Below are 21309 nucleotides of genomic sequence, written 5' to 3'. Positions count from 1 at the left end.
AAAAGTTTCAACAATCCGATGAAACGTTCCGGTCTTTCCATCGTATAATAGATAACCAAATCTTAATACGGAAAAGAGTGTTTCATATGATCAATTTGCTTATTTTTTCGATTGTTGCAGGAATTCTAGCGATGTTGATCGTTGTACCTTTAACGTCAGCGGCAAAGGAGAAAGACACACGGCTTCATTTCAATAAATGGCAAGCGTCGGCTGGCTTGGTGATTGTTGCAGCGCTCGCTATCTTCGCATTCTATTACATCACCAACATGGACAGGAATTGGACATCCCTTTGGATTGTACTTGTAGTGGCGGCTCTATTGGGAACCTTGGCAGCGACTGGCAAGGAGCGCTTCTTGAAAGGTGTTCTGTTCCTTGGCACGCTAATCCTTGGAGTGTATATGCTTAGCGCGCCGCTGTTCAATGCCAACCAGAAATACAAGGCGGTGGAGATGGACCAGCAAGTGGAGATCCAAGCATTTGATGAGACGAAGACCCCCGCAAGCGTTCCGCCGAAATTCGCGCGGAATAAAATGAAAAAGGCATTCGGCCAAGTGCCGAACACGAGCTATTATGAGCTCGGGCATTTGCAGATCCAGAAAGTGAACGGCGACTTCGTCTACATCGCGCCTGTCGAATTTTCGGGCTTTTTCAAATGGCTGAACGGGAAGACGACACCGGGTTATTTCACGATGAGCGCGACCGATTCGGCGGATAATCCGAAATTTGTCAAATCGGAAATGGCCTATACCCCGTCCTCCTTCTTCCACAAACAAGTGGAACGCCATATTCGGATGGATTACCCGGACTTGATCTTCTACGGGGATGTCCAACTGGAGATTGACGAGGAAGGGAAACCGCATTATATCCGGACGTACGGGGATTTTATTACAGCCCGGAATGGGTTTGACGTGAAAGGGATCGTGATGGCGGACCCGGCGACAGGTGAGACGAAGAAGTACGCCCTGTCGGATGTGCCGGAATTCATTGACGGGGCGGTTTCCCCGGAAGCGGTCAGCTTGCAGAACAGCTACTTCGGAAAGTACGTCCATGGCTTCTGGAATTCGGTTGTCGGGAAGAAGGACGTGAAACTGCCTTCGGATGAAGGGACGGAATCGAATGTCAGCCCGGTGTTCGACGAGACGGGGCATATGTATTACTTTACGGATTTCACAAGCCCGAAAGAAGGGGTGGATTCAATGCTCGGCTATGCGCTCACGGATGGCCAGACCGGGGAGGCAGTTTATTATACGGGGAATCTGGAAGAGTCCTATATGGATTCGCAAGGGACGTTGCAGATCATCGAGAAGAAATTCATTGAGAAGAAGTGGACGGGCGAAATGCCGGTATTGTACAACTTTTACGGAGAAGCGAGCTGGCTGACGCCGGTGTTGGACTCCAACGGCTTCCTGCAGAACTACTTCATCGTTTCCGCAGCAAATCCCGAAATATCGGTGTACGGCAACTCACCTAACGAGGCGCTAAGATTGTACAAAACGGCTTTGCAGCGGGGTGGCAGCACGGTGGACGGAAGTTCGAATGCGGAAGAGGCCAAAGCGGCGGTAACTGTGAAACGCGTGTTCAAAGAGCGTGTCGGCGAATTCACTCTCGTATCCATTTTGGCGGATGACGGTCGGAACTTTATCATTTCGACGGAGGCGGCACCGCTGGCAGTATATGTCCAGGAGGGTGACCGATTGGTGCTGACGTATTTGGAAACTGGCGAGTTGTTCCTGCCGGTGAAGGAATTAATCAATACGTCGATCGAATAAGATGCCTGTTTTATGAAAATCGCTTCCTGGCCTTGGTCTGGGGGATCGACGTTGAATAAACAGAACTGCGAAAAAAGCAGCTGGCAGAATGATTTTCGCCAGCTGCTTTTTATATTATCCGGTCAATCGGTTCGTATTGAACATCAAAAAATATCCCATCCTGATATGTATAGCGGTCTTTTCTCTTTCCATCTTCTTATCAGTTTATCCTTGAACTTCATTTCTTCCAGCGGCGAAATAGGTGTTTAATTCATGTGTAAAAGATCTCCTCTATGGGTATTGGTGAATCTGGAGCTTTTTGTTTCGAACGTTAGAGTCATAAAAAATTCTAGATTTTCACTTTACCCGGCTGGCTGTAGTCTAAACCGATTCCGTCCGCGTTGCATATCAATTGCAATAAAAGGGTTTATTCGTGTACAATTAAGTCAAAGATAGTCAAAGTCAACGGATTCTGACCTGAGGAAGAAAGAGGTGAGGATATGCGAAACATTTCTGACATTATTGAAGGGTATTTAAAGGCGATAATCGAAGAGGAAGAGAAGAGTGCCATTGAGATTAAACGCAGCGAAGTCGCGGAAAAATTCCAGTGCGTCCCCTCACAAATCAACTACGTCATTAAAACACGATTTACGGCGGAACGCGGGTATATTGTCGAGTCCAAACGCGGAGGCGGAGGGTATATCCGCATTATCCGGGTCCAGGCCAATTCGCATAAAGAACTGATTGAACATATTTTGGAAGGAATCCAGGGTGGCGCCTCTTACACGATGGCCGAAGATGTTGTCCACCGACTCGTGGAAGAAGACGTCGTATCGGAACGGGAAGCGCGGATCATTCTTGCCGCAGTGGACCGGGCGACCATTAAACAACCATTACCCGAGCGCGATACGATGCGCGCCCGAATTTTACAGGCGATGCTCCTGACACTCCTGTATGAGCAGATGGACTGAACGTCAATATTAGAACGAGGTGGGTGCTCCATATGATGATATGTGAAAATTGCAAAGAACGTCCGGCTTCCGTCATCTTGACCCAGGAAAGTATGGGAGGGTCGATGGAACGCCAATTATGTGAGAAATGTGCATTCCATTCCCAATCCCTTCAGTTTGATCCGAACCAGGAGCCGTTATCGATCCAACAATTCCTTTCGCAATGGTTTGGCGGGCCAGATTCGTTCCAAAGCCAGCCTCAGACGAGAGGGGAGATGATGCGGGGGCCGGAATGTCCGAACTGTGGGCTGACATTCCAGAAGTTCCTGGACATCGGGAAGTTTGGATGCGCAACGTGCTATGCGACCTTCCGGGAAAGGCTGCCGCGTATTTTCGGGAAGCTTCATAACGGTCATACGAAGCACGTCGGCAAAATTCCAGTCTCCTTCAATGAAATCTACGCGGTGAAAAAGAAAATAGAAGAAATTCGAGTGAAAATGCGGGAAGCAGTTGAAGCGGAGCGTTTTGAAGAGGCAGCCATTTTGCGTGATGAAGCGAACGCATTGAAATTGCGGCTTCAGGCGGGAGGTGAAGAGAGCGATGTCAATTGAACGATTCATGCAGCAATCCGTGACAGGGTGGATGACTACTCATGGAGAACATTCCGATATTGTCCTATCGACACGGATCCGGCTCGCTAGAAACTTGACGGGGTACCGGTTCCCGATCGCATTTTCGGAAGAGGCGGCCATGCAGGTTGATAAAGAAATCTCGGCAGCCTTGCTTGATTCGAGCCAAAAAGGGTACACCTATATGAAGATGGCAGATTTACCCGCCATGGAACGGCAAGTCCTCGTGGAAAAGCATTTGATCAGTCCGCAACTTGCAAATCCGGAACGGAACGGCGCGGTCATCCTATCGGAGGACGAAACTGTCAGTGTCATGGTGAATGAAGAGGATCATATCCGGATCCAGTGCATTTACCCCGGGCTTCAACTGGAAGCGGCCTATGAACAAGCGGACCAAGTGGACGATCAGCTAGAGAAGGTGCTGCCATACGCGTTTGACGAGGAGTTCGGCTATTTGACGAGCTGCCCTTCTAACACGGGAACGGGAATGCGTGCTTCGGTCATGATGCACTTGCCCGCGCTTACTATCACGAAGCAGATTGACCGGATCATCCCTTCGATTGCCCGGCTCGGCATGGTCGTGCGCGGCAGTTACGGAGAAGGGAGCGAGGCGCTGGGTAATATTTATCAAGTATCGAATCAGACGACTTTAGGCAAGACTGAACAAGAAATCATAACAGATCTTGGTAATATAACCGATCGTCTGATTGCCCATGAACGGAAATCCCGGGAACTGCTCCTTTCCAAATCGCGGATTGCCTTGGAGAATCGCTTGTACCGATCGCTCGGCACGCTTCTCTATGCGCGGCTCCTGCCCTCGGGTGAAGCGGCGCGCTGCTTGTCGGATGTCCGTCTTGGCATCGATCTCGGCATCATTGAGGACGTCGACATGTCCATTCTGAATGAACTTATGATTTTCATGCAGCCGGGCTTCCTGCAACAATACGCTGGAACTGATCTTTCAGAGGAAGAACGCGATATCCTTCGGGCCCAGTTATTCCGGGAAAGGCTGGATGTCCAAAATGCAAAAGCTTCTTCGGAAGGAAACGCGGATAGTTGAGCATCTATTTTGCGTAACGGTTCCACAGCAGGTATAATCTAAGTCAAAGATAGTCAAAGTCAATTTGATGGATAGCGGTTTTCATTCCGGTCCCTATGAATACACTGAAACAGGCTATCTTTAATTCAACCCGAAATGCTAGTATGAACGCGTTTTACCTTCACTCCTTCGGCTTTTGCTGAAGTGGATGGAATAGGATCATATATAGATAGGAGAGGAATGAATATGATGTTCAACCGATTTACACAACGTGCACAAAAGGTATTGCAGCTTGCGCAAGAAGAAGCCATTCGCATGAAACATGAATCGATCGGCACGGAGCATATCCTGCTCGGATTGATCCGGGAAGGCGGCGGCATCGCAGCAAAAGCGCTGGAAGCGATCGATGTTAGTTTCGAAACCATTGAACAAGGCGTAGAAAAATTGGTCGGCACCGGCTCCAAAGACGTCGGCCCGATCGTCCATTACACACCGCGCGCTAAAAAGGTAATTGAACTATCTGTGGATGAATCCCGCAAGTTGGGCCATTCGTACATCGGCACAGAGCATATTCTACTTGCGTTGATACGTGAAGGGGAAGGCGTGGCCGCACGGGTATTGAACAACGCAGGGGTCAGCCTCAACAAAGCTCGTCAACAAGTCTTGCAATTGCTCGGCAGCAACGACAGCTCCGGCGGCAGCCAAGGCGCCGCTAATTCTGCCGCTACGCCGACCTTGGATAGTTTGGCTCGCGACTTGACTGAAATCGCGCGTGAAGGCACTCTCGATCCAGTCATTGGCCGCGGCAAGGAAATCACACGCGTTATTGAAGTGCTGGCACGTCGCACAAAAAACAACCCGGTCTTGATCGGGGAGCCAGGCGTCGGGAAAACGGCGATCGCAGAAGGGCTGGCCCAGCAGATCATTAACAATGAAGTCCCGGAAATCCTTCGTGACAAGCGTGTCATGACGCTGGATATGGGTACCGTCGTCGCGGGAACGAAATACCGCGGCGAGTTCGAAGACCGCATGAAAAAGGTAATGGAGGAAATCCGCCAAGCCGGCAATATTATCCTCTTCATCGATGAGCTCCATACGCTGATCGGTGCTGGAGGAGCGGAAGGCGCGATTGACGCTTCCAATATCCTGAAACCGTCCCTTGCCCGAGGCGAGTTGCAATGTATCGGTGCTACGACGTTGGATGAATACCGAAAATATATCGAAAAAGACGCTGCGTTGGAGCGCCGTTTCCAACCGATCCAAGTCGACGAGCCGACTGTCGAGGAAACCGTCCAGATTATCTACGGTCTGCGCGATCGCTATGAAGCGCACCACCGTGTGAAAATTACGGATGAAGCAATTGAAGCGGCGGCGAAAATGTCGGATCGCTATATCTCCGACCGTTTCCTTCCGGATAAGGCGATCGACTTGATTGACGAAGCGGGCTCGAAAGTGCGCCTTCGCTCGTATACGACTCCTCCAAATCTGAAAGAGCTGGAGGCAAAGTTGGAGGCGATCCGCTCCGAGAAGAATGCGGCCGTCCAAAGTCAGGAATTCGAAAAAGCGGCTTCTTTCCGCGACAAAGAGCAGAAGATGAAAGAAGAACTGGATAAGACGAAAACGGCTTGGAAAGAAAAACAAGGCAAAACGGAGTCGGAAGTGACGGTTAACGACATTGCCGAAGTGGTAGCGATGTGGACTGGAGTGCCTGTCTCGAAGATTGCGACGACGGAAAGCGCCAAATTATTGAACATGGAAGAATTGCTCCATAAGCGTGTCATCGGCCAAGGTGAAGCAGTAACTGCCATTTCACGGGCGATCCGCCGGGCGCGTGCTGGTTTGAAGGATCCAAAACGCCCAATCGGTTCCTTCATCTTCCTTGGACCGACAGGGGTCGGGAAAACGGAACTTGCGCGAGCGCTCGCTGAATCGATGTTCGGAGACGAAGATGCGATGATCCGGATTGACATGTCCGAATACATGGAGAAGCATTCGACCTCCCGTCTCGTCGGTTCGCCTCCGGGATATGTAGGTTACGATGAGGGCGGCCAGTTGACGGAAAAAGTCCGCCGCAAACCGTACTCAGTCGTCCTATTGGATGAAATCGAGAAGGCCCACCCAGACGTCTTCAACATCTTGCTTCAAGTGTTGGAAGACGGCAGATTGACAGATTCGAAAGGCCGTACAGTAGATTTCCGCAATACGGTGCTGATCATGACATCGAACGTCGGTGCCGAAGCGTTGAAGAAAAACCGCTATGTTGGCTTCAATCTGCACGGCACGGACCGCGACTACGAGAGCATGAAATCGACGATGCTCGACGAATTGAAGAAAGTATTCCGTCCGGAGTTCTTAAACCGTGTGGATGAAATGATTGTCTTCCACTCACTCGAAAAAGAACATTTGCGCGAAATTGTTTCACTTATGTCTAACGAGCTGGTCAAACGTCTTGAAGAACAGGAGATCGAACTGCAAGTCACAGACGCAGCGAAAGAGAAAATCTCCGAGGAAGGCTATGATCCGGACTACGGAGCACGCCCATTGCGCCGTGCTATCCAGAAACATATCGAAGACCGCTTATCGGAAGAGCTCTTGAAAGGCACTGTCCTGACAGGCGGCCAAGTGGTTATCGACGTAGAAGACGGGGAATTCACCGTCCGGACGAACAAGAAAAACGAAGCAGTAGAAGTTGGAGAAAAATAAAGGATGAAACGGATAGCCCGCCCGCCGAATTAATTTTTCGGCCGGGATGGGCTGTCCGTTTCACGTTGGGGGAGCTTTATGGCTAAACGGAAAACGAAATTTATGTGCCGCTCCTGCGGTTATGAGTCGCCGAAATGGATGGGACGCTGTCCGGGCTGTGGAGAATGGAATACGATGGATGAAGAAGTGGAAATCGTCCAAAAAGGACCGCGTGGGGCGTTCCAGCACTCTGAAAATATACGGCAAAAGGCGATGCCGATCAGCGCAGTCGAAACGGTGGAAGAACCGCGGGTGGAGACGGAGCTCGGGGAACTCAACCGGGTGCTGGGCGGCGGTATCGTCCCGGGTTCATTGATCCTGATCGGGGGCGACCCGGGCATTGGGAAATCAACCTTGCTGTTGCAAGTGTCCTCGCTTCTCTCAAATAAAAAGCAACGCGTCTTGTATATTTCCGGAGAGGAATCGATCCGCCAGACGAAGCTGCGGGCGGAGCGGCTCGGGGTCGCGTCAGATGAGCTTTTCATTTACGCTGAAACGGACTTGGGGCAAATCCATGAAACCATTTCGGATGTCAAGCCGCGCTTCGTCATCGTGGACTCGATCCAGACCGTCCATCATCCGGAAGTGACATCAGCTCCAGGCAGCGTGTCACAAGTCCGGGAGTGTACGGCTGAATTGATGAAAATCGCAAAAACACAAGGGATTGCCATTTTCCTCGTAGGTCACGTGACGAAGGATGGCCAGATCGCGGGTCCGCGGCTGTTGGAGCATATGGTGGATACCGTCCTGTATTTCGAAGGGGAGCGTCACCACACATACCGGATTTTACGCAGTGTCAAAAACCGGTTTGGCTCGACGAATGAGATCGCCATTTTCGAGATGTTGCAATCTGGTCTGAAGGAAGTACTGAACCCGTCCGAACTGTTTCTGCGGGAACGGTCCCAAGGTGGGGCCGGCTCGACCGTAGTCGCCTCCATGGAAGGGACGCGCCCGATCCTAGTGGAAATTCAAGCGCTTGTTACTCCGTCCAGTTTCAATTATCCGAAGCGGATGGCCACTGGAATCGATCAAAACCGGGTATCCTTGCTTATGGCGGTACTGGAAAAACGGATGGGCATGCTATTGCAGGCACAAGATGCGTATATCAAAGTGGCCGGTGGCGTAAAACTAGATGAACCTGCTATCGATTTAGCGGTATTGATGAGCGTCGTCTCCAGTTATAAAGACGCTGCTGTGGGGGTATCCGACTGTTTCATTGGCGAAGTCGGATTAACGGGAGAAGTCCGTAGGGTATCCCGAATTGAACAAAGGGTTGTGGAAGCCGCCAAACTAGGGTTCGAGCGGGCTATCGTCCCATCCTCCAACCTCGGCGGATGGGACTATCCGAAAGGTATCCAAGTGGTCGGTGTCGATACGATTAGCGAAGCTTTGAAGGTTGCATTTGGATAACAAGATGGATAGAGCTTGCGAGACAGCCGGAGCATGGCTTCCCGGGAGTTTGGCTCGCATTTCCTAGGAACCTCGGAAGGTGATCGGCAGTCTTATGAAGATAGGGCTAAATTCGGCTCCAGCCTATGTTCAAAACAGCTTTCAAAAGGATAAACATGTATAATGACAGGCAACGGAGATGTCGGAAAATGCTTTCTCCATGCAAGAATCGGCTTTTTCGACATCCTTCGCTAAACAGGAAAGGAGGTCGTAGACATGTTGAAACGTGTAGTGCAAGTTGGGCTTCTGCTGATCGGCGGGACGCTTGGTGTCTTATTTTTACCGCATTTATTTACCTTATTTTCATTCACCTCCAAGCCGATGATCAACAATCCGTATGTATCCGCTATTCTCGGGGCCGCTATTTTTTACGTCGTCAATCTCTTTTTAACCGAACCGATTGTCAATTTCATCAAATGGATGGAAGATCGTCTCTTAAAGGCGCCGATTTTCGATTTGCTCTTCGGGACAATTGGTCTTATTGTCGGCTTAAGTTTGGCTTTTCTCGTCAGTTTCGGATTGGGAAACATCGAAATTCCGGTCATCGCATCCATCACACCAATTCTGTTATCCATCCTGCTCGGTTATCTTGGATTCCAAGTAGGTTTCAAGAAACGGGAAGAATTCATCCAAGCGATCTATGCGGCCAGAAATGCGGGGCAGAAAAAGAAGGAAGTGGAAGGTGGAGATACTTTGGCGCCTTCGCAACAAAATAAGCCTTACAAAATTTTGGATACCAGCGTCATTATTGACGGACGCATCGCGGATATTTCGACGACCGGTTTTTTGGAAGGAATCCTCGTCGTCCCCCAATTTGTCCTGACGGAACTGCAGCATATTGCAGATTCATCTGATACATTAAAGCGGACAAAAGGGAGACGCGGGCTCGATGTCTTGAAAAAGCTGCAAACGGATGAAGGTCCCAATGTCCAGATCACGGATGAAGATTTCAGCGATGTAGCGGAAGTGGACCTGAAGCTCGTCCGCCTTGCAAAACGCATGGGCGGCTATGTCGTGACAAATGATTTTAATTTGAATAAAGTCGCGGATTTGCATGGTGTCTCGGTGTTGAATATCAATGACCTGGCGAATGCGGTGAAACCGGTCGTCATCCCGGGAGAGGAAATGCACGTCGTCGTCATCAAGGACGGCAAGGAGCATAACCAAGGTGTTGCCTACTTGGATGATGGGACGATGATTGTAGTGGAAGACGGCAAACACCATATCGGCAGTGCGATAGACGTTGTTGTGACGAGCGTATTGCAGACGTCGGCAGGGCGCATGATTTTCGCCAAACCGAAAAATGGCAAGTCGGCCCGAGCGAACTAAGGCTTGGAATTTTCTTGATTCAGCTAGAGCCAGCGAGGCGTAATTGATAAAGTAGAGGAAGATGGATAGTGGAGTATACGGTCATGTTGCCTGCCGCCGGAAGCGGGAAGCGGATGGGAGCAGGCTTCAATAAACTTTTCTTGGAGATCGGCGAGACGCCGATCCTCATTCATACACTCCGGGTATTTGACAGCGACCCTGCATGTGCGGGCATCCTGCTTGCCGTCAAGCCCGAGGAACGTGAACAGATTCGCAACATGCTTGAACGGTTCGGAATTACGAAAGTGAAAGCGTTTGTCGAAGGAGGCGAGGAGCGGCAACATAGCGTCGCTTCCTGCATCGGCGCGCATGAGGGGGGCGGTATCGTCCTCGTCCATGACGCGGCTCGACCTTTCATCCGGCGCGAAGTCATCCGGGAGCTTGTCCGCACGGCTGCTGCGCAGGGAGCGGCCATTGCGGGCGTCAAAGCGAAAGATACGATGAAGATGGCGCGCGATGGAGTAGTGGAAAAGACGGTCGACCGAGAGGCGCTTTGGATCATCCAGACGCCCCAAGCTTTCCGCTATGAAGTATTGCAAGAGGCAGCGCAACGGGCGGAAGTGGACGGCTTTCTTGGCACGGATGAATCGATGCTCGTGGAGCGGATCGGGCATCCGGTCCATCTCGTGGAAAGTACGTATGATAATGTGAAAATGACGACACAGGAAGATCTCGCATTTGGCGAGATCCTATTGAAACGAAGACTAGAGGAGGATTTGAATGATGCGGATCGGACAAGGCTTTGATGTGCATAAATTTGCGGAAGGGCGGCCGCTGATCATCGGAGGGATCGCGATTCCTCACGAGAAGGGATTGACAGGCCATTCCGATGCGGATGTCCTATTACATACGATCACGGATGCGGCGCTTGGCGCAATTGGGGAAGGTGATATCGGCAGGCATTTTCCGGATACGGATGCGGCCTACAAAGATGCCGATTCAGCAGTGTTGTTGATGGAGATTTGGGAATTGGTAAAGGAAAAGGGCTATCGATTGGGGAATATCGATTGCACGATCATCGCCCAAAAGCCGAAAATGTCCCCTTATATCGAACAGATCCGGACGCGTGTCGCGGAATTATTGGAAGCGGACGTCTCCCAAGTTAATGTGAAGGCGACGACGACAGAACAACTGGGATTCACGGGACGGGAAGAGGGAATCGCTTCCATGGCAACGATCCTGCTCGTGAAATCTTGACATCTTCCAAAGGCAGCGGCCGAGTGGTAAAATGGCACAGTAAATAAATGAGAACGGAGATGGAATCATCCATGACAACAGAGGTACGTGTACGTTATGCACCGAGTCCGACTGGACATCTACATATCGGCGGGGCACGGACGGCGCTTTTCAATTATCTATTCGCCCGCCATCATGGCGGCAAATTCATCGTTCGCATCGAGGATACCGATACAGAGCGGAACATCGAAGCCGGCGAATTGTCACAGCTTGATAACTTGAAATGGCTCGGCATCGAGTACGATGAATCCGTCGATGTCGGCGGTCCATACGGGCCATACCGTCAGATGGAACGACTCGATCTTTATTCAAAACATGCGCAGGATATGCTTGATAGCGGCCATGCGTATAAATGTTTCTGTACGACGGAGGAGTTGGAAGCGGAGCGGGAGAAGCAGAAGGCATCCGGCATCGCGGCTCCGATGTATGCTGGCACATGCCGGAATTTGACGGCGGAAGAAGTGGCAGAGAAGGAAGCGGCGGGCATGCCGTATACGATCCGTATGAGAGTGCCGGAAAATGTGACGTATAAAGTGGAAGATCTTGTCCGTGGTACGGTTGCGTTTGAATCCGAAGACGTCGGGGACTGGGTACTTGTGAAAGCGAATGGCATCCCGACCTACAACTTCGCGGTGGTCATCGACGACCACTTCATGAGAATCTCCCACGTCTTCCGTGGAGAAGAACATTTGACGAACACACCGAAGCAATTGATGATCTACGATGTCTTCGGCTGGGAGTATCCACGTTACGGCCATATGACATTGATTGTTAATGAAGATCGGAAAAAATTGTCGAAACGGGACGAATCGATCATTCAATTCATCTCACAATATAAGAATCTTGGGTATCTGCCTGAAGCGATGTTCAACTTCTTCGCCCTGCTCGGCTGGTCTCCGGGCGGTGAAGAGGAGATTTTCACGCATGATGAGCTCGTAAAGCTGTTCGATGAAAGCAGATTGTCCAAGTCCCCTTCCATGTTCGATAAGCAGAAATTGACATGGATGAATAACCAATATGTGAAGAAATTATCGTTAGACGAAGTCGTTGCCTTGGCGTTGCCGCATTTACAGGAGGCGGGACTGGTGAAAGGCGAGCTGACGGAAGCGGAAAGTGCATGGGTCCGTGATCTGATTGCCCTGTATCATGACCAGCTTAGTTTTGGTGCAGAAATTGTCGAGTTATCCGCCCAGTTCTTCAAGGATGATATTGAATATGATGAACAATCCCAGGAAGTCTTGGCAGGGGAACAGGTTCCGGAAGTGATGGCTTCTTTCAAAGGGCAGCTAGAAGATTTGGAAACGTTCGATGCTGCGTCGATTAAGGACGCTATCAAAGCGGTCCAGAAGGAAACGGGCCATAAAGGGAAGAACTTGTTCATGCCGATCCGGGTGGTGACAACGGGTCAGACGCATGGTCCGGAGTTGCCGGCTGCTATTGCGTTGATCGGTAAAGAGAATGTGCTGGATCGCGTTTCGAAATACGCTAAACAATAATATTGACTTTCATTGTTCGCGATGTAAAATGATAGGTAATTGATTTGACCTAATGCGCCTTTAGTACACTGAAATATAGAGTATATAAATCGTCGAGAAGGAGAAGTACGTATGGCAAGCACTTCAGAGAGGATCATCACCGGCTGTAAGTGATCCGTGCCTCTGCCATACCGAAATGCCCCTTTGAGAGCCGTGCCGAAATGCAAGTAGGCCGGACGTATCGCCAGCGTTACAGGCGTTCAAGCGGAAAGGTATTTGTCCTTTCAAGCGGAGTGGAACCACGCATGCAATGCGTCTCTGTCATTTTTTGGCGGAGGCGCATTTTTTTATTGTCATCATCCAGCTCCGGGTGCTTGAATCGGTGTCTGTGCTTTTGGTTAAAAAAGGAGGGAAATAAGGTGTTTGGAAGGATGAAAGAGGATATTCAGTGCATATTCGAACAGGATCCGGCGGCGCGCAGCACGATTGAAGTCGTGTTGACGTATTCGGGGTTGCACGCCATTTGGGCGCATCGGATTGCGCACGCCCTGTATAAACGAAATTTCCGGTTCCTGGCGCGGGTCGTGTCGCAAGTGAGCCGATTCTTTACAGGCATCGAGATCCATCCGGGTGCGAAGATCGGACGTCGCTTTTTCATCGACCACGGGATGGGAATTGTCATCGGAGAAACTTGTGAAATCGGCAATGACGTGACGATCTACCAAGGAGTGACCCTCGGAGGAACCGGGAAGGAAAAAGGGAAACGTCACCCGACACTCCACGATAATGTGTTGGTGGCCACCGGAGCGAAAGTGCTCGGATCGATCACCATTGGGGAACGAAGCAAGGTTGGAGCGGGTTCGGTCGTCTTGAAAGATGTGCCGCCCGATGCAACGGTTGTCGGCATCCCGGGCAAGGTCGTCATGATGAACGGCATGAAAGTGGAGCGGCATGATCATCAGAACTTGCCGGACCCGGTCGCGGACGTCTGCAGCCGTCTGGAATCTGAAATTCAACGGTTGGAAAAACGGTTGGCAGAACTGGAGAAAGAAGAAGTGAAGGAGGGGCGGCTATGAGTATTCAAATTTATAATACGCTGACACGAAAGAAAGAGCCTTTTATTCCCATTGAAGAGGGAAAGGTGAAAATGTATGTGTGCGGGCCGACTGTTTATAACTACATCCACATCGGGAATGCGCGACCCGTCATCGTATTTGATACCGTCCGCCGTTATTTGGAGTACCGCGGGTATGACGTAACATACGTCTCGAATTTTACGGACGTGGATGACAAGATCATCAAGGCGGCCAATGAGCTCGGGGAAGAGGTTGGAGAACTGACCGATCGGTTCATCGAAGCTTATTTCGAGGATGTCGGGGCGCTCGGTTGCGGGAAGGCGGATGTCCATCCCCGCGTCACCGAACATATAGAAGATATCATCCGCTTCATCGGCGTCTTGGTCGAGAAAGGGTTTGCGTATGAATCGAAGGGAGATGTCTACTACCGGACCCGCAATTTCGAAGGATATGGCAAGCTGTCCCACCAATCAATCGACGAATTGAAAGTCGGAGCGCGTGTCGAACAAGGGGAGAAAAAGGAGAATGATCTCGATTTCGCCCTATGGAAAGCGGCCAAAGAAGGGGAGATTGCTTGGGAGAGCCCATGGGGTGCCGGCCGTCCGGGGTGGCATATCGAATGTTCCGTCATGGCGCGCGAGCATCTGGGCGACACGATCGATATTCATGCGGGCGGACAAGATTTGACGTTTCCGCATCATGAAAACGAAATCGCGCAATCCGAGGCGATGACGGGCAAAACATTCGCCAACTACTGGATGCATAACGGCTACATCAATATCGATAATGAAAAAATGTCGAAATCACTCGGTAATTTTGTCTTGGTCCATGATATTCGCAAGCAGATTGACCCGAAAGTATTGCGCTTCTTCATGCTGTCCGTCCATTATAGACATCCTGTCAATTTCTCGCAGGATCTTGTGGAAAGTGCGGCGAACGGCTTAGAGCGGATCCAGACGGCTTATAATAATTTGCAGCACCGTCTGAAGACATCCGCCGATCTCGGCGATCAGAAGGATATCTGGAACTATAAGATCGATGAACTCGTCCATACTTTTGAGACAGCGATGGATGACGATTTCAATACAGCAAACGGCATTGCCGCCATTTTTGACTTGGTGAAGCTGGCGAACGTGTATTTATTGGAGAAAAACACACAGGCTGAAGTGTTGGAACGGTTCATCGCGACATTTGACCGATTGATGGGCGTATTGGGATTGCCGTTCTCTGATGAAAGCGAATTGCTCGATGAAGAAATTGAGGCGTTGATTGAAGAACGGCTGGCGGCTCGTCGTGAACGCAACTTCGCCCGTGCGGATGAAATTCGGGATGAATTGAAAGCGAAAGGCATTCTGCTGGAAGACACCGCGCAAGGCACACGTTGGAAAAGGGGATGACGGCGATGTACACGTTGCGCGACCAGGACGTCAAACAGCTGAATGCTTTAGCGCTTGCCTATATGGGAGATGCCGTCTATGAACAGGCGATCCGCGAGCATCTGCTCCGTTCTGGCAGAGTGAAGCCCCAGGTCCTGCATAGGGAAGCGACGCGCTATGTATCGGCGAAATCACAAGCCGCTATCATCAAGGACATGGAACAGTCCGGATTTTTGTCGGAGGAGGAAGCGGCGGTCCTCCGACGCGGCCGCAATGCGAAGTCCGGCTCGGTCCCGAAAAACACGGATGTCGTGACGTATAACTACAGTTCCGGATTTGAGGCAGTAATCGGCTTCCTGCATTTGCTTGGCAGGAAGGAACGGGTGGAAGAGCTGATCGAGGCCTCTATCCGATTTGTCGAACAACCGAAGGAGGAGGGGTCGCGATGACAGCGCCCGAAACAGAATTAATCGGAGGGAAAAACCCCGTTGCTGAGGCTTTGCGCTCGGGCAGGGAATTGAACAAGATCTGGATTGCAGAAGGTTTAAATAAAAAAAGCATTGGGGAAATCCTTGCATTGGCGAAAGAGGCAGGGGTCCTCGTCCAAGCGGTTCCGAAACAGAAGTTGGATGCCATGCTAGACGTCAATCATCAAGGGGTCATCGCCTCGGTCGCGGCTTATACCTACGCAGAGCTGGAAGATTTGTTCAGTGTGGCTGAGAGACGGGGGGAAGATCCGTTTTTCCTCATTCTCGATGAATTGGAGGATCCCCATAACCTCGGTTCCATTTTGCGCACCGCCGATGCGACGGGAGTGCATGGGGTCATCATTCCGAAGCGACGTTCCGTCGGGCTGACAAGCGTCGTGGCAAAAGCGTCGACAGGGGCGATCGAGCATATTCCGGTCGTGCGGGTGAATAATTTGTCGCAAACTGTCGAGGAACTGAAAAAGCGGGGAGTCTGGATAGCGGGGACGGACGCATCCGGTTCAGCCGATTACCGGATGATGGATGCCACGCTGCCTTTGGCTGTCATTATCGGCAGTGAAGGAAAAGGGATGTCCCGGATCTTGAGGGAGAAGTGTGATTTTCTCTACCAGCTACCAATGATAGGGCATGTCACATCGCTGAACGCTTCAGTGGCCGCTTCCGTGTTGATGTATGAAGTATTACGGAAACGCCAGCCACTACCGTCGCAGAGATGAAAAAGGATATCCTGCTGGTGGACGGGTATAACATCATCGGTGCATGGAAAGAACTCCGCCGCATCAAAAAAGAACGGCTTGCCGATGCGCGGGACCGTCTGATCGAACTGATGGCAGAATATAAAGGGCATACGGGATGGCGGGTCATCATCGTCTTTGATGCCCACCTCGTCCCGGGCATCGAAAAACGTAAACGGCAGTATGAAGTGGAAGTTGTGTTTACGAGGGAGAATGAAACGGCGGATGAACGGATTGAAAAACTTGTCTCGGAATTGAGTGGTCGTCGTGTCCAACTCCATGTAGCCACCTCCGATTTAACCGAGCAGTGGGTCATCTTCGCGCAAGGAGCTCTTCGGAAATCGGCGCGTGAGTTAGAAATTGAGATGGAAAAAATTCAAAAAGATATTTCTTCCAAGGTGAAAGATATTCAAGAGAAACGCCCGATTTCAAAGATTCCCTTGTCGGATGAAGTGGCGGAAATATTCGAAAAATGGCGGCGTGGAATCGAATGAACGGTTGACTGTAAAATTTTCCTTACGGTATACTTGTTAAAATAGCTACAATGAACCGGGGTGATCAGTTGGTGGAGAAAGCATACGTCAAAGGTGATATGTGGGATTTCACCGGCCTTTCCGATGCGGAGATCATAACGATCATCCATGAAGGAAATACAGAGGCGCTAGATTTTCTAATTACAAAATATCAACCATTTGTCAGATTGAAAGCGCGCTCATACTTTCTCATGGGTGGAGATCGGGAAGACATCATTCAGGAAGGGATGATCGGGCTTTACAAGGCGATCCGAGATTTCAAGGAAGACAGATTAAGTTCGTTCAAGGCATTTGCGGAGTTGTGCATCACGAGACAAATCATCACGGCCATCAAGACCGCGACCCGGCAAAAGCACATCCCGTTGAATACGTCTGTTTCTTTGGATCGGCCGGTTTTCGATGAGGAGTCGGACCGGACTTTGCTGGATGTTATTGCAGGGCCTGTGCTTGATGATCCGGAAGACCTGATGATCCATAAAGAGGACTTCATCCGGATGGAGGAAGAGATGAACAAAGTGCTGAGCGGCTTGGAAAAGCAAGTACTGGCTCTTTATTTAGAAGGGCAATCCTATCAGGAGATTTCCGATGGATTGAACCGCCAAGTCAAATCTGTCGATAATGCGCTGCAGCGGATCAAACGGAAACTCGAACGCTACATGCAGGTTGGTGCGGTGCAATAGCCACCGGGACCCCATTGTATTGACACTATCTCCGTTAGGTGGTACTCTTTAGCATGACCATAGGGAAAATGGGTAAACCTGATTGATGTGGAGACTAGCGGATTTACAAGTCCGTTTATCGAATAGAATGTTGTAGGATGAGGAACTATGAAGAAAATCAGTTTGAGTTGCGATCAATGTGGATCTCGTAACTATTCCGTCCCTGCCCAGAACAATCGGCCGACGGAGCGTTTGACGATCAAGAAATTCTGCAAACATTGCAATCAACATACCGTACACAAGCAGACCGCATGAGAGTCCGCTCGGTTGACAGGCAATACATCTTTACTCGGAGGGTTACAGTATAATGGGCAAGTTAACGGGTTTTTTCAAAAACGTCGTCTCGGAAATGAGAAAGGTCAGCTGGCCGAAACGCAGAGATTTGACGCGCTATACAATTGTCGTCATTTTTACCGTCATATTCATGGCAGTGTACTTCGGACTCATTGACCTCGGTATTTCACGGATCATGGAATGGTATATTGCTATCTAATCAGTGGCATGAATAATCCCCTTGAAAAATATCCCGTCTGTGTATGAACGGGTTTTTTCATTTGTCCGGGAATTCGGTGCCTTACGCTTTTCTAGTAAAGGAGGGACGGGCGAGTAGTCCGCGTTTATGGAGATGGAGAAAAATTGGTATGTCGTTCATACGTACTCAGGTTATGAGAATAAAGTGAAGGCCAACCTGGAAAAGCGTGTGGAGACGATGGGAATGCAAGATAAGATCTTCCGCGTCATCGTTCCGGAAGAAGAGGAAACGGATTTCAAAGACGGAAAAAAACGGACCGTCATGAAGAAGACATTCCCGGGCTACGTTCTCGTGGAAATCATTATGACGGATGACTCCTGGTATGTCGTCCGGAACACGCCGGGCGTAACCGGGTTCATCGGATCCTCAGGCGGGGGTGCGAAGCCGACGCCATTGCTTCCTGAAGAGGTTGAATTCATTCTCAAACAGATGGGCGTCAAAGACAAGAAAACCGAAGTTGATTTCGAGCTTGGCGAAATGGTGCAAGTGCTGGAAGGACCGTTTGCGCACTTCCAAGGGAAAGTGGAAGAACTCGACATGGACAAAGGCAAAGTGAAAGTTTCCGTCGACATGTTCGGCCGTGAAACGAAAATGGAATTGGACTTTGATCAGATTGAAAAATTATAACTGATTTACACTTGCATGGATTGTGTAATAGTGGTATCATTTCAAAGGTCAGACTGTAATCTGATAGTCTGGACGGATTAACCAATTCTACCGGCGTAAGCCGGCAGGCACATATTGAGTGGGAGGGGCAACCCATTTACCACATCACGGACTTAAGGAGGTGTGTCTCGTGGCTAAAAAAGTGATCAAAGTTGTTAAATTGCAAATCCCTGCTGGGAAAGCGAATCCGGCACCACCGGTTGGACCGGCGCTAGGTCAAGCGGGTGTGAATATCATGGGATTCTGTAAAGAATTCAACGCGCGTACGGCGGATCAGGCAGGTCTTATCATTCCTGTTGAAATTTCCGTATTCGAGGACCGTTCATTCACATTCATTACTAAAACTCCACCGGCAGCAGTATTGCTGAAGGTTGCAGCTAATCTTCAAAAAGGTTCGGGTGAGCCGAACAAAAAGAAGGTTGCTACTGTAAAACGCGATAAAGTTCGCGAAATTGCAGAAACAAAAATGCAGGACTTGAATGCAGCGTCAGTTGAAGCGGCGATGGCAATGGTTGAAGGTACTGCTCGCAGTATGGGAATCACGATCGAAGACTGATTTCGATTCCGTTATGCGGTTTCTTTGGTAGTGGGGGTTGCGCTCGTTCCTTGGAACACGCAACCCTTATTCGTGGGAGGTTTAATCCGTTAAAACCACAAACAAGGAGGAAAATTTCAAATGGCTAAAAGAGGTAAGAAGTTCACAGAAGCTGCGAAGCTCGTGGACCGTACAAAAGCATACGACTTGAAAGAAGCGATCGAGCTTGCGAAGAAAACAAGCACGGTCAATTTTGATTCAACAGTAGAAGTGGCATTCCGTCTTGGAATCGACACTCGTAAAAACGACCAGCAAATCCGTGGAGCGGTCGTGCTACCACATGGTACTGGTAAAACACAACGTGTACTCGTTTTCGCAAAAGGCGATAAACTTAAAGAAGCGGAAGCTGCTGGTGCAGACTATGCAGGCGATGCTGAATATATCACTAAAATCCAACAAGGTTGGTTTGACTTCGACGTAATCGTTGCAACACCTGACATGATGGGTGAAGTCGGTAAAATTGGTCGTGTTCTCGGACCGAAAGGCCTTATGCCTAACCCGAAAACAGGAACTGTAACATTCGACGTTGCGAAAGCGATTGAAGAGATCAAAGCGGGTAAAGTAGAATACCGTGCGGACAAAGCGGGTATCATCCACGCGCCGATCGGTAAAGCGTCGTTTGATAACGAAAAATTGGAAGGCAACTTCAAAACAATTTTCGAAACGATCCAAAAAGCGAAGCCGGCAGCAGCAAAAGGAACGTACATGAAGTCTGTCAATGTGACGACTACAATGGGTCCTGCTGTTAAAATCGATCCTTCCAGCGTTGATATTAAATAATTATTGACATACGAGAATTAAGCTGATAAAATAACTCTCGTTATGATTTATATCCATTTGTACCGTAGACAGCAGGGGCGGCTTGCCGCTTAATGATCCTGCCGAGGACAAGACGCTCTTTAATTTTAAAGATGACGACTTTTCTGCCCTCGTGTCTACTTCTGTAGACCGGGGGCTTTTTCATATCGGTATAAGTGACCCCAAACTTTTTAGGAGGTGTCCAGATGAGCAAGGTGTTAGAAGCTAAACAAGCTGTTGTTGGTGAAATTTCGGATAAGTTGAAAGCATCGGCGTCTGTCGTTGTCGTAGACTACCGTGGTCTTAACGTCAGCCAAGTTACGGAACTGCGTAAACAGCTTCGTGAAGCAGGCGTTGACTTCAAAGTTTACAAAAACTCAATGACGCGCCGTGCTGCTGAAGCTGCAGGACTGGAAGGGTTGAACGAACATCTGACAGGACCGAATGCGATCGCATTCTCAACGGAAGATGTAGTAGCCCCTGCGAAAATCTTGAATGATTTCGCAAAGAAAAACGAAAAGCTTGAAATTAAAGCTGGTGTAATCGAAGGGACAATCGCTACAGAGGCAGACGTCAAAGCATTGGCAGAACTTCCATCCCGCGAAGGTCTACTTTCTATGCTTCTCAGCGTACTTCAAGCTCCAATGCGCAACTTCGCGCTTGCAACAAAAGCAGTTGCAGACCAGAAAGAAGAACAAGGCGCGTAAGAAAGCCGCCTGAACGAATAACCCAGGCCATTGCCTGACACAAAACAATTTTAGGAGGAAACACAAATGACTAATCAACAAATCCTTGACGCGATCAAAGAAATGACAGTTCTTGAATTGAACGACCTTGTAAAAGCAATCGAAGAAGAGTTCGGCGTAACAGCTGCTGCTCCAGTTGCAATGGTAGGCGGCGCTGCTGGTGGCGAAGCTGCTGCTGAGCAAACTGAATTCGACGTAATCCTTGCTGCTGCAGGACAAGAAAAAATCAAAGTTATCAAAGCGGTTCGTGAAATCACAGGCCTTGGCTTGAAAGAAGCGAAAGAAGTCGTTGATAACGCTCCAAAACCAATCAAAGAAGGCGCTTCTAAAGAAGAAGCTGAAGAGATCAAAACAAAACTTGAAGAAGTTGGAGCAACAATCGAACTTAAGTAATCTCGTAATATGGAAGA

At 49.7% G+C, this 21309-nt stretch carries 24 protein-coding genes and 2 other annotated features; all 24 genes read left to right on the top strand.

Features of this window, described 5'->3' with window-relative positions; genetic code table 11:
* The first annotated feature begins 86 nt into the window (after nucleotides 1-86).
* The 24 genes from MKY41_RS17010 (at nucleotide 87) to rplL (ending at nucleotide 21292) form a co-directional block, all read left to right on the top strand.
* A complete protein-coding gene (locus tag MKY41_RS17010) occupies nucleotides 87-1769 on the top strand; it encodes a hypothetical protein (protein ID WP_340746197.1) in 1683 nt (560 codons plus the stop codon).
* Nucleotides 1770-1820: 51 nt separating this feature from the next.
* The gene (locus MKY41_RS17005) at nucleotides 1821-2018 is read left to right on the top strand and encodes a hypothetical protein (protein WP_340746196.1); all 198 of its coding nucleotides are present in this window, start codon (nucleotides 1821-1823) and stop codon (nucleotides 2016-2018) included.
* A gap of 230 nt (nucleotides 2019-2248) precedes the next feature.
* Nucleotides 2249-2719: a CtsR family transcriptional regulator gene (locus tag MKY41_RS17000; RefSeq protein ID WP_340746195.1), complete on the top strand. Its 471-nt coding sequence runs from the start codon at nucleotides 2249-2251 to the stop codon at nucleotides 2717-2719.
* Between the two features lie 32 nt (nucleotides 2720-2751).
* Nucleotides 2752-3309 (top strand): UvrB/UvrC motif-containing protein, encoded by a 558-nt coding sequence (locus tag MKY41_RS16995; RefSeq protein ID WP_340746194.1) that lies wholly within the window; start codon nucleotides 2752-2754, stop codon nucleotides 3307-3309.
* The gene (locus MKY41_RS16990; RefSeq protein WP_340746193.1) at nucleotides 3299-4387 is read left to right on the top strand and encodes a protein arginine kinase; all 1089 of its coding nucleotides are present in this window, start codon (nucleotides 3299-3301) and stop codon (nucleotides 4385-4387) included. Before MKY41_RS16995 ends, MKY41_RS16990 begins: the two co-directional genes overlap by 11 nt.
* 225 nt (nucleotides 4388-4612) lie before the next feature.
* Complete coding sequence (locus MKY41_RS16985; RefSeq protein WP_340746192.1) at nucleotides 4613-7069, top strand: ATP-dependent Clp protease ATP-binding subunit; 2457 nt, start codon at nucleotides 4613-4615, stop codon at nucleotides 7067-7069.
* 78 nt (nucleotides 7070-7147) lie between these two features.
* Entirely contained in the window at nucleotides 7148-8518 is a 1371-nt protein-coding gene (radA, locus tag MKY41_RS16980; protein ID WP_340746191.1) for a DNA repair protein RadA, read from the top strand.
* A gap of 255 nt (nucleotides 8519-8773) precedes the next feature.
* Complete coding sequence (locus tag MKY41_RS16975) at nucleotides 8774-9886, top strand: PIN/TRAM domain-containing protein (RefSeq protein WP_340746190.1); 1113 nt, start codon at nucleotides 8774-8776, stop codon at nucleotides 9884-9886.
* Nucleotides 9887-9954: 68 nt separating this feature from the next.
* Nucleotides 9955-10671 carry a 2-C-methyl-D-erythritol 4-phosphate cytidylyltransferase gene (gene ispD, locus MKY41_RS16970; protein ID WP_340746189.1) on the top strand — a complete coding sequence of 239 codons (717 nt, stop codon included), beginning with the start codon at nucleotides 9955-9957 and terminating at the stop codon, nucleotides 10669-10671.
* Complete coding sequence (gene ispF, locus MKY41_RS16965; RefSeq protein WP_340746188.1) at nucleotides 10646-11122, top strand: 2-C-methyl-D-erythritol 2,4-cyclodiphosphate synthase; 477 nt, start codon at nucleotides 10646-10648, stop codon at nucleotides 11120-11122. The genes ispD and ispF overlap by 26 nt, the downstream gene beginning before the upstream one ends.
* A gap of 71 nt (nucleotides 11123-11193) precedes the next feature.
* On the top strand, nucleotides 11194-12657 hold the full coding sequence (gltX, locus tag MKY41_RS16960) for a glutamate--tRNA ligase (RefSeq protein ID WP_340746187.1): 1464 nt from the start codon (nucleotides 11194-11196) through the stop codon (nucleotides 12655-12657).
* Nucleotides 12658-12740: 83 nt separating this feature from the next.
* Nucleotides 12741-12959 (top strand) — a binding site (T-box leader).
* A 96-nt stretch (nucleotides 12960-13055) separates the two neighbouring features.
* A complete protein-coding gene (cysE, locus tag MKY41_RS16955; RefSeq protein WP_340746186.1) occupies nucleotides 13056-13712 on the top strand; it encodes a serine O-acetyltransferase in 657 nt (218 codons plus the stop codon).
* On the top strand, nucleotides 13709-15109 hold the full coding sequence (cysS, locus tag MKY41_RS16950; protein WP_340746185.1) for a cysteine--tRNA ligase: 1401 nt from the start codon (nucleotides 13709-13711) through the stop codon (nucleotides 15107-15109). Before cysE ends, cysS begins: the two co-directional genes overlap by 4 nt.
* Nucleotides 15110-15114: 5 nt before the next feature.
* Complete coding sequence (locus tag MKY41_RS16945; RefSeq protein ID WP_340746184.1) at nucleotides 15115-15537, top strand: Mini-ribonuclease 3; 423 nt, start codon at nucleotides 15115-15117, stop codon at nucleotides 15535-15537.
* Nucleotides 15534-16292: a 23S rRNA (guanosine(2251)-2'-O)-methyltransferase RlmB gene (gene rlmB, locus MKY41_RS16940; protein WP_340746183.1), complete on the top strand. Its 759-nt coding sequence runs from the start codon at nucleotides 15534-15536 to the stop codon at nucleotides 16290-16292. Before MKY41_RS16945 ends, rlmB begins: the two co-directional genes overlap by 4 nt.
* A complete protein-coding gene (locus MKY41_RS16935) occupies nucleotides 16289-16804 on the top strand; it encodes an NYN domain-containing protein (protein WP_340746182.1) in 516 nt (171 codons plus the stop codon). Before rlmB ends, MKY41_RS16935 begins: the two co-directional genes overlap by 4 nt.
* A gap of 71 nt (nucleotides 16805-16875) precedes the next feature.
* Complete coding sequence (gene sigH / locus MKY41_RS16930) at nucleotides 16876-17523, top strand: RNA polymerase sporulation sigma factor SigH (RefSeq protein WP_340746181.1); 648 nt, start codon at nucleotides 16876-16878, stop codon at nucleotides 17521-17523.
* A 147-nt stretch (nucleotides 17524-17670) separates the two neighbouring features.
* On the top strand, nucleotides 17671-17817 hold the full coding sequence (rpmG, locus tag MKY41_RS16925; protein WP_084212380.1) for a 50S ribosomal protein L33: 147 nt from the start codon (nucleotides 17671-17673) through the stop codon (nucleotides 17815-17817).
* A gap of 52 nt (nucleotides 17818-17869) precedes the next feature.
* Nucleotides 17870-18055, top strand: coding sequence for a preprotein translocase subunit SecE (secE, locus tag MKY41_RS16920; protein ID WP_340746180.1), 186 nt, complete (start codon nucleotides 17870-17872; stop codon nucleotides 18053-18055).
* Nucleotides 18056-18187: 132 nt separating this feature from the next.
* Nucleotides 18188-18721, top strand: coding sequence for a transcription termination/antitermination protein NusG (gene nusG, locus MKY41_RS16915; protein WP_340746479.1), 534 nt, complete (start codon nucleotides 18188-18190; stop codon nucleotides 18719-18721).
* 169 nt (nucleotides 18722-18890) lie between these two features.
* Nucleotides 18891-19316, top strand: a complete 426-nt coding sequence (gene rplK / locus MKY41_RS16910; RefSeq protein ID WP_340746179.1) for a 50S ribosomal protein L11 — start codon at nucleotides 18891-18893, stop codon at nucleotides 19314-19316.
* Between the two features lie 120 nt (nucleotides 19317-19436).
* Complete coding sequence (rplA, locus tag MKY41_RS16905; RefSeq protein WP_340746178.1) at nucleotides 19437-20135, top strand: 50S ribosomal protein L1; 699 nt, start codon at nucleotides 19437-19439, stop codon at nucleotides 20133-20135.
* 44 nt (nucleotides 20136-20179) lie between these two features.
* Nucleotides 20180-20325 (top strand) — a sequence feature (ribosomal protein L10 leader region).
* 34 nt (nucleotides 20326-20359) lie between these two features.
* Nucleotides 20360-20860 carry a 50S ribosomal protein L10 gene (gene rplJ / locus MKY41_RS16900; protein WP_340746177.1) on the top strand — a complete coding sequence of 167 codons (501 nt, stop codon included), beginning with the start codon at nucleotides 20360-20362 and terminating at the stop codon, nucleotides 20858-20860.
* 66 nt (nucleotides 20861-20926) lie between these two features.
* Nucleotides 20927-21292, top strand: a complete 366-nt coding sequence (rplL, locus tag MKY41_RS16895; RefSeq protein ID WP_340746176.1) for a 50S ribosomal protein L7/L12 — start codon at nucleotides 20927-20929, stop codon at nucleotides 21290-21292.
* The last annotated feature ends 17 nt before the right edge of the window (nucleotides 21293-21309 follow it).

Origin of the sequence: Sporosarcina sp. FSL W7-1349 (assembly GCF_038003045.1) — a bacterium.
Classification (GTDB): domain Bacteria; phylum Bacillota; class Bacilli; order Bacillales_A; family Planococcaceae; genus Sporosarcina.
This window is presented reverse-complemented; position numbering and strand designations above follow the sequence as displayed.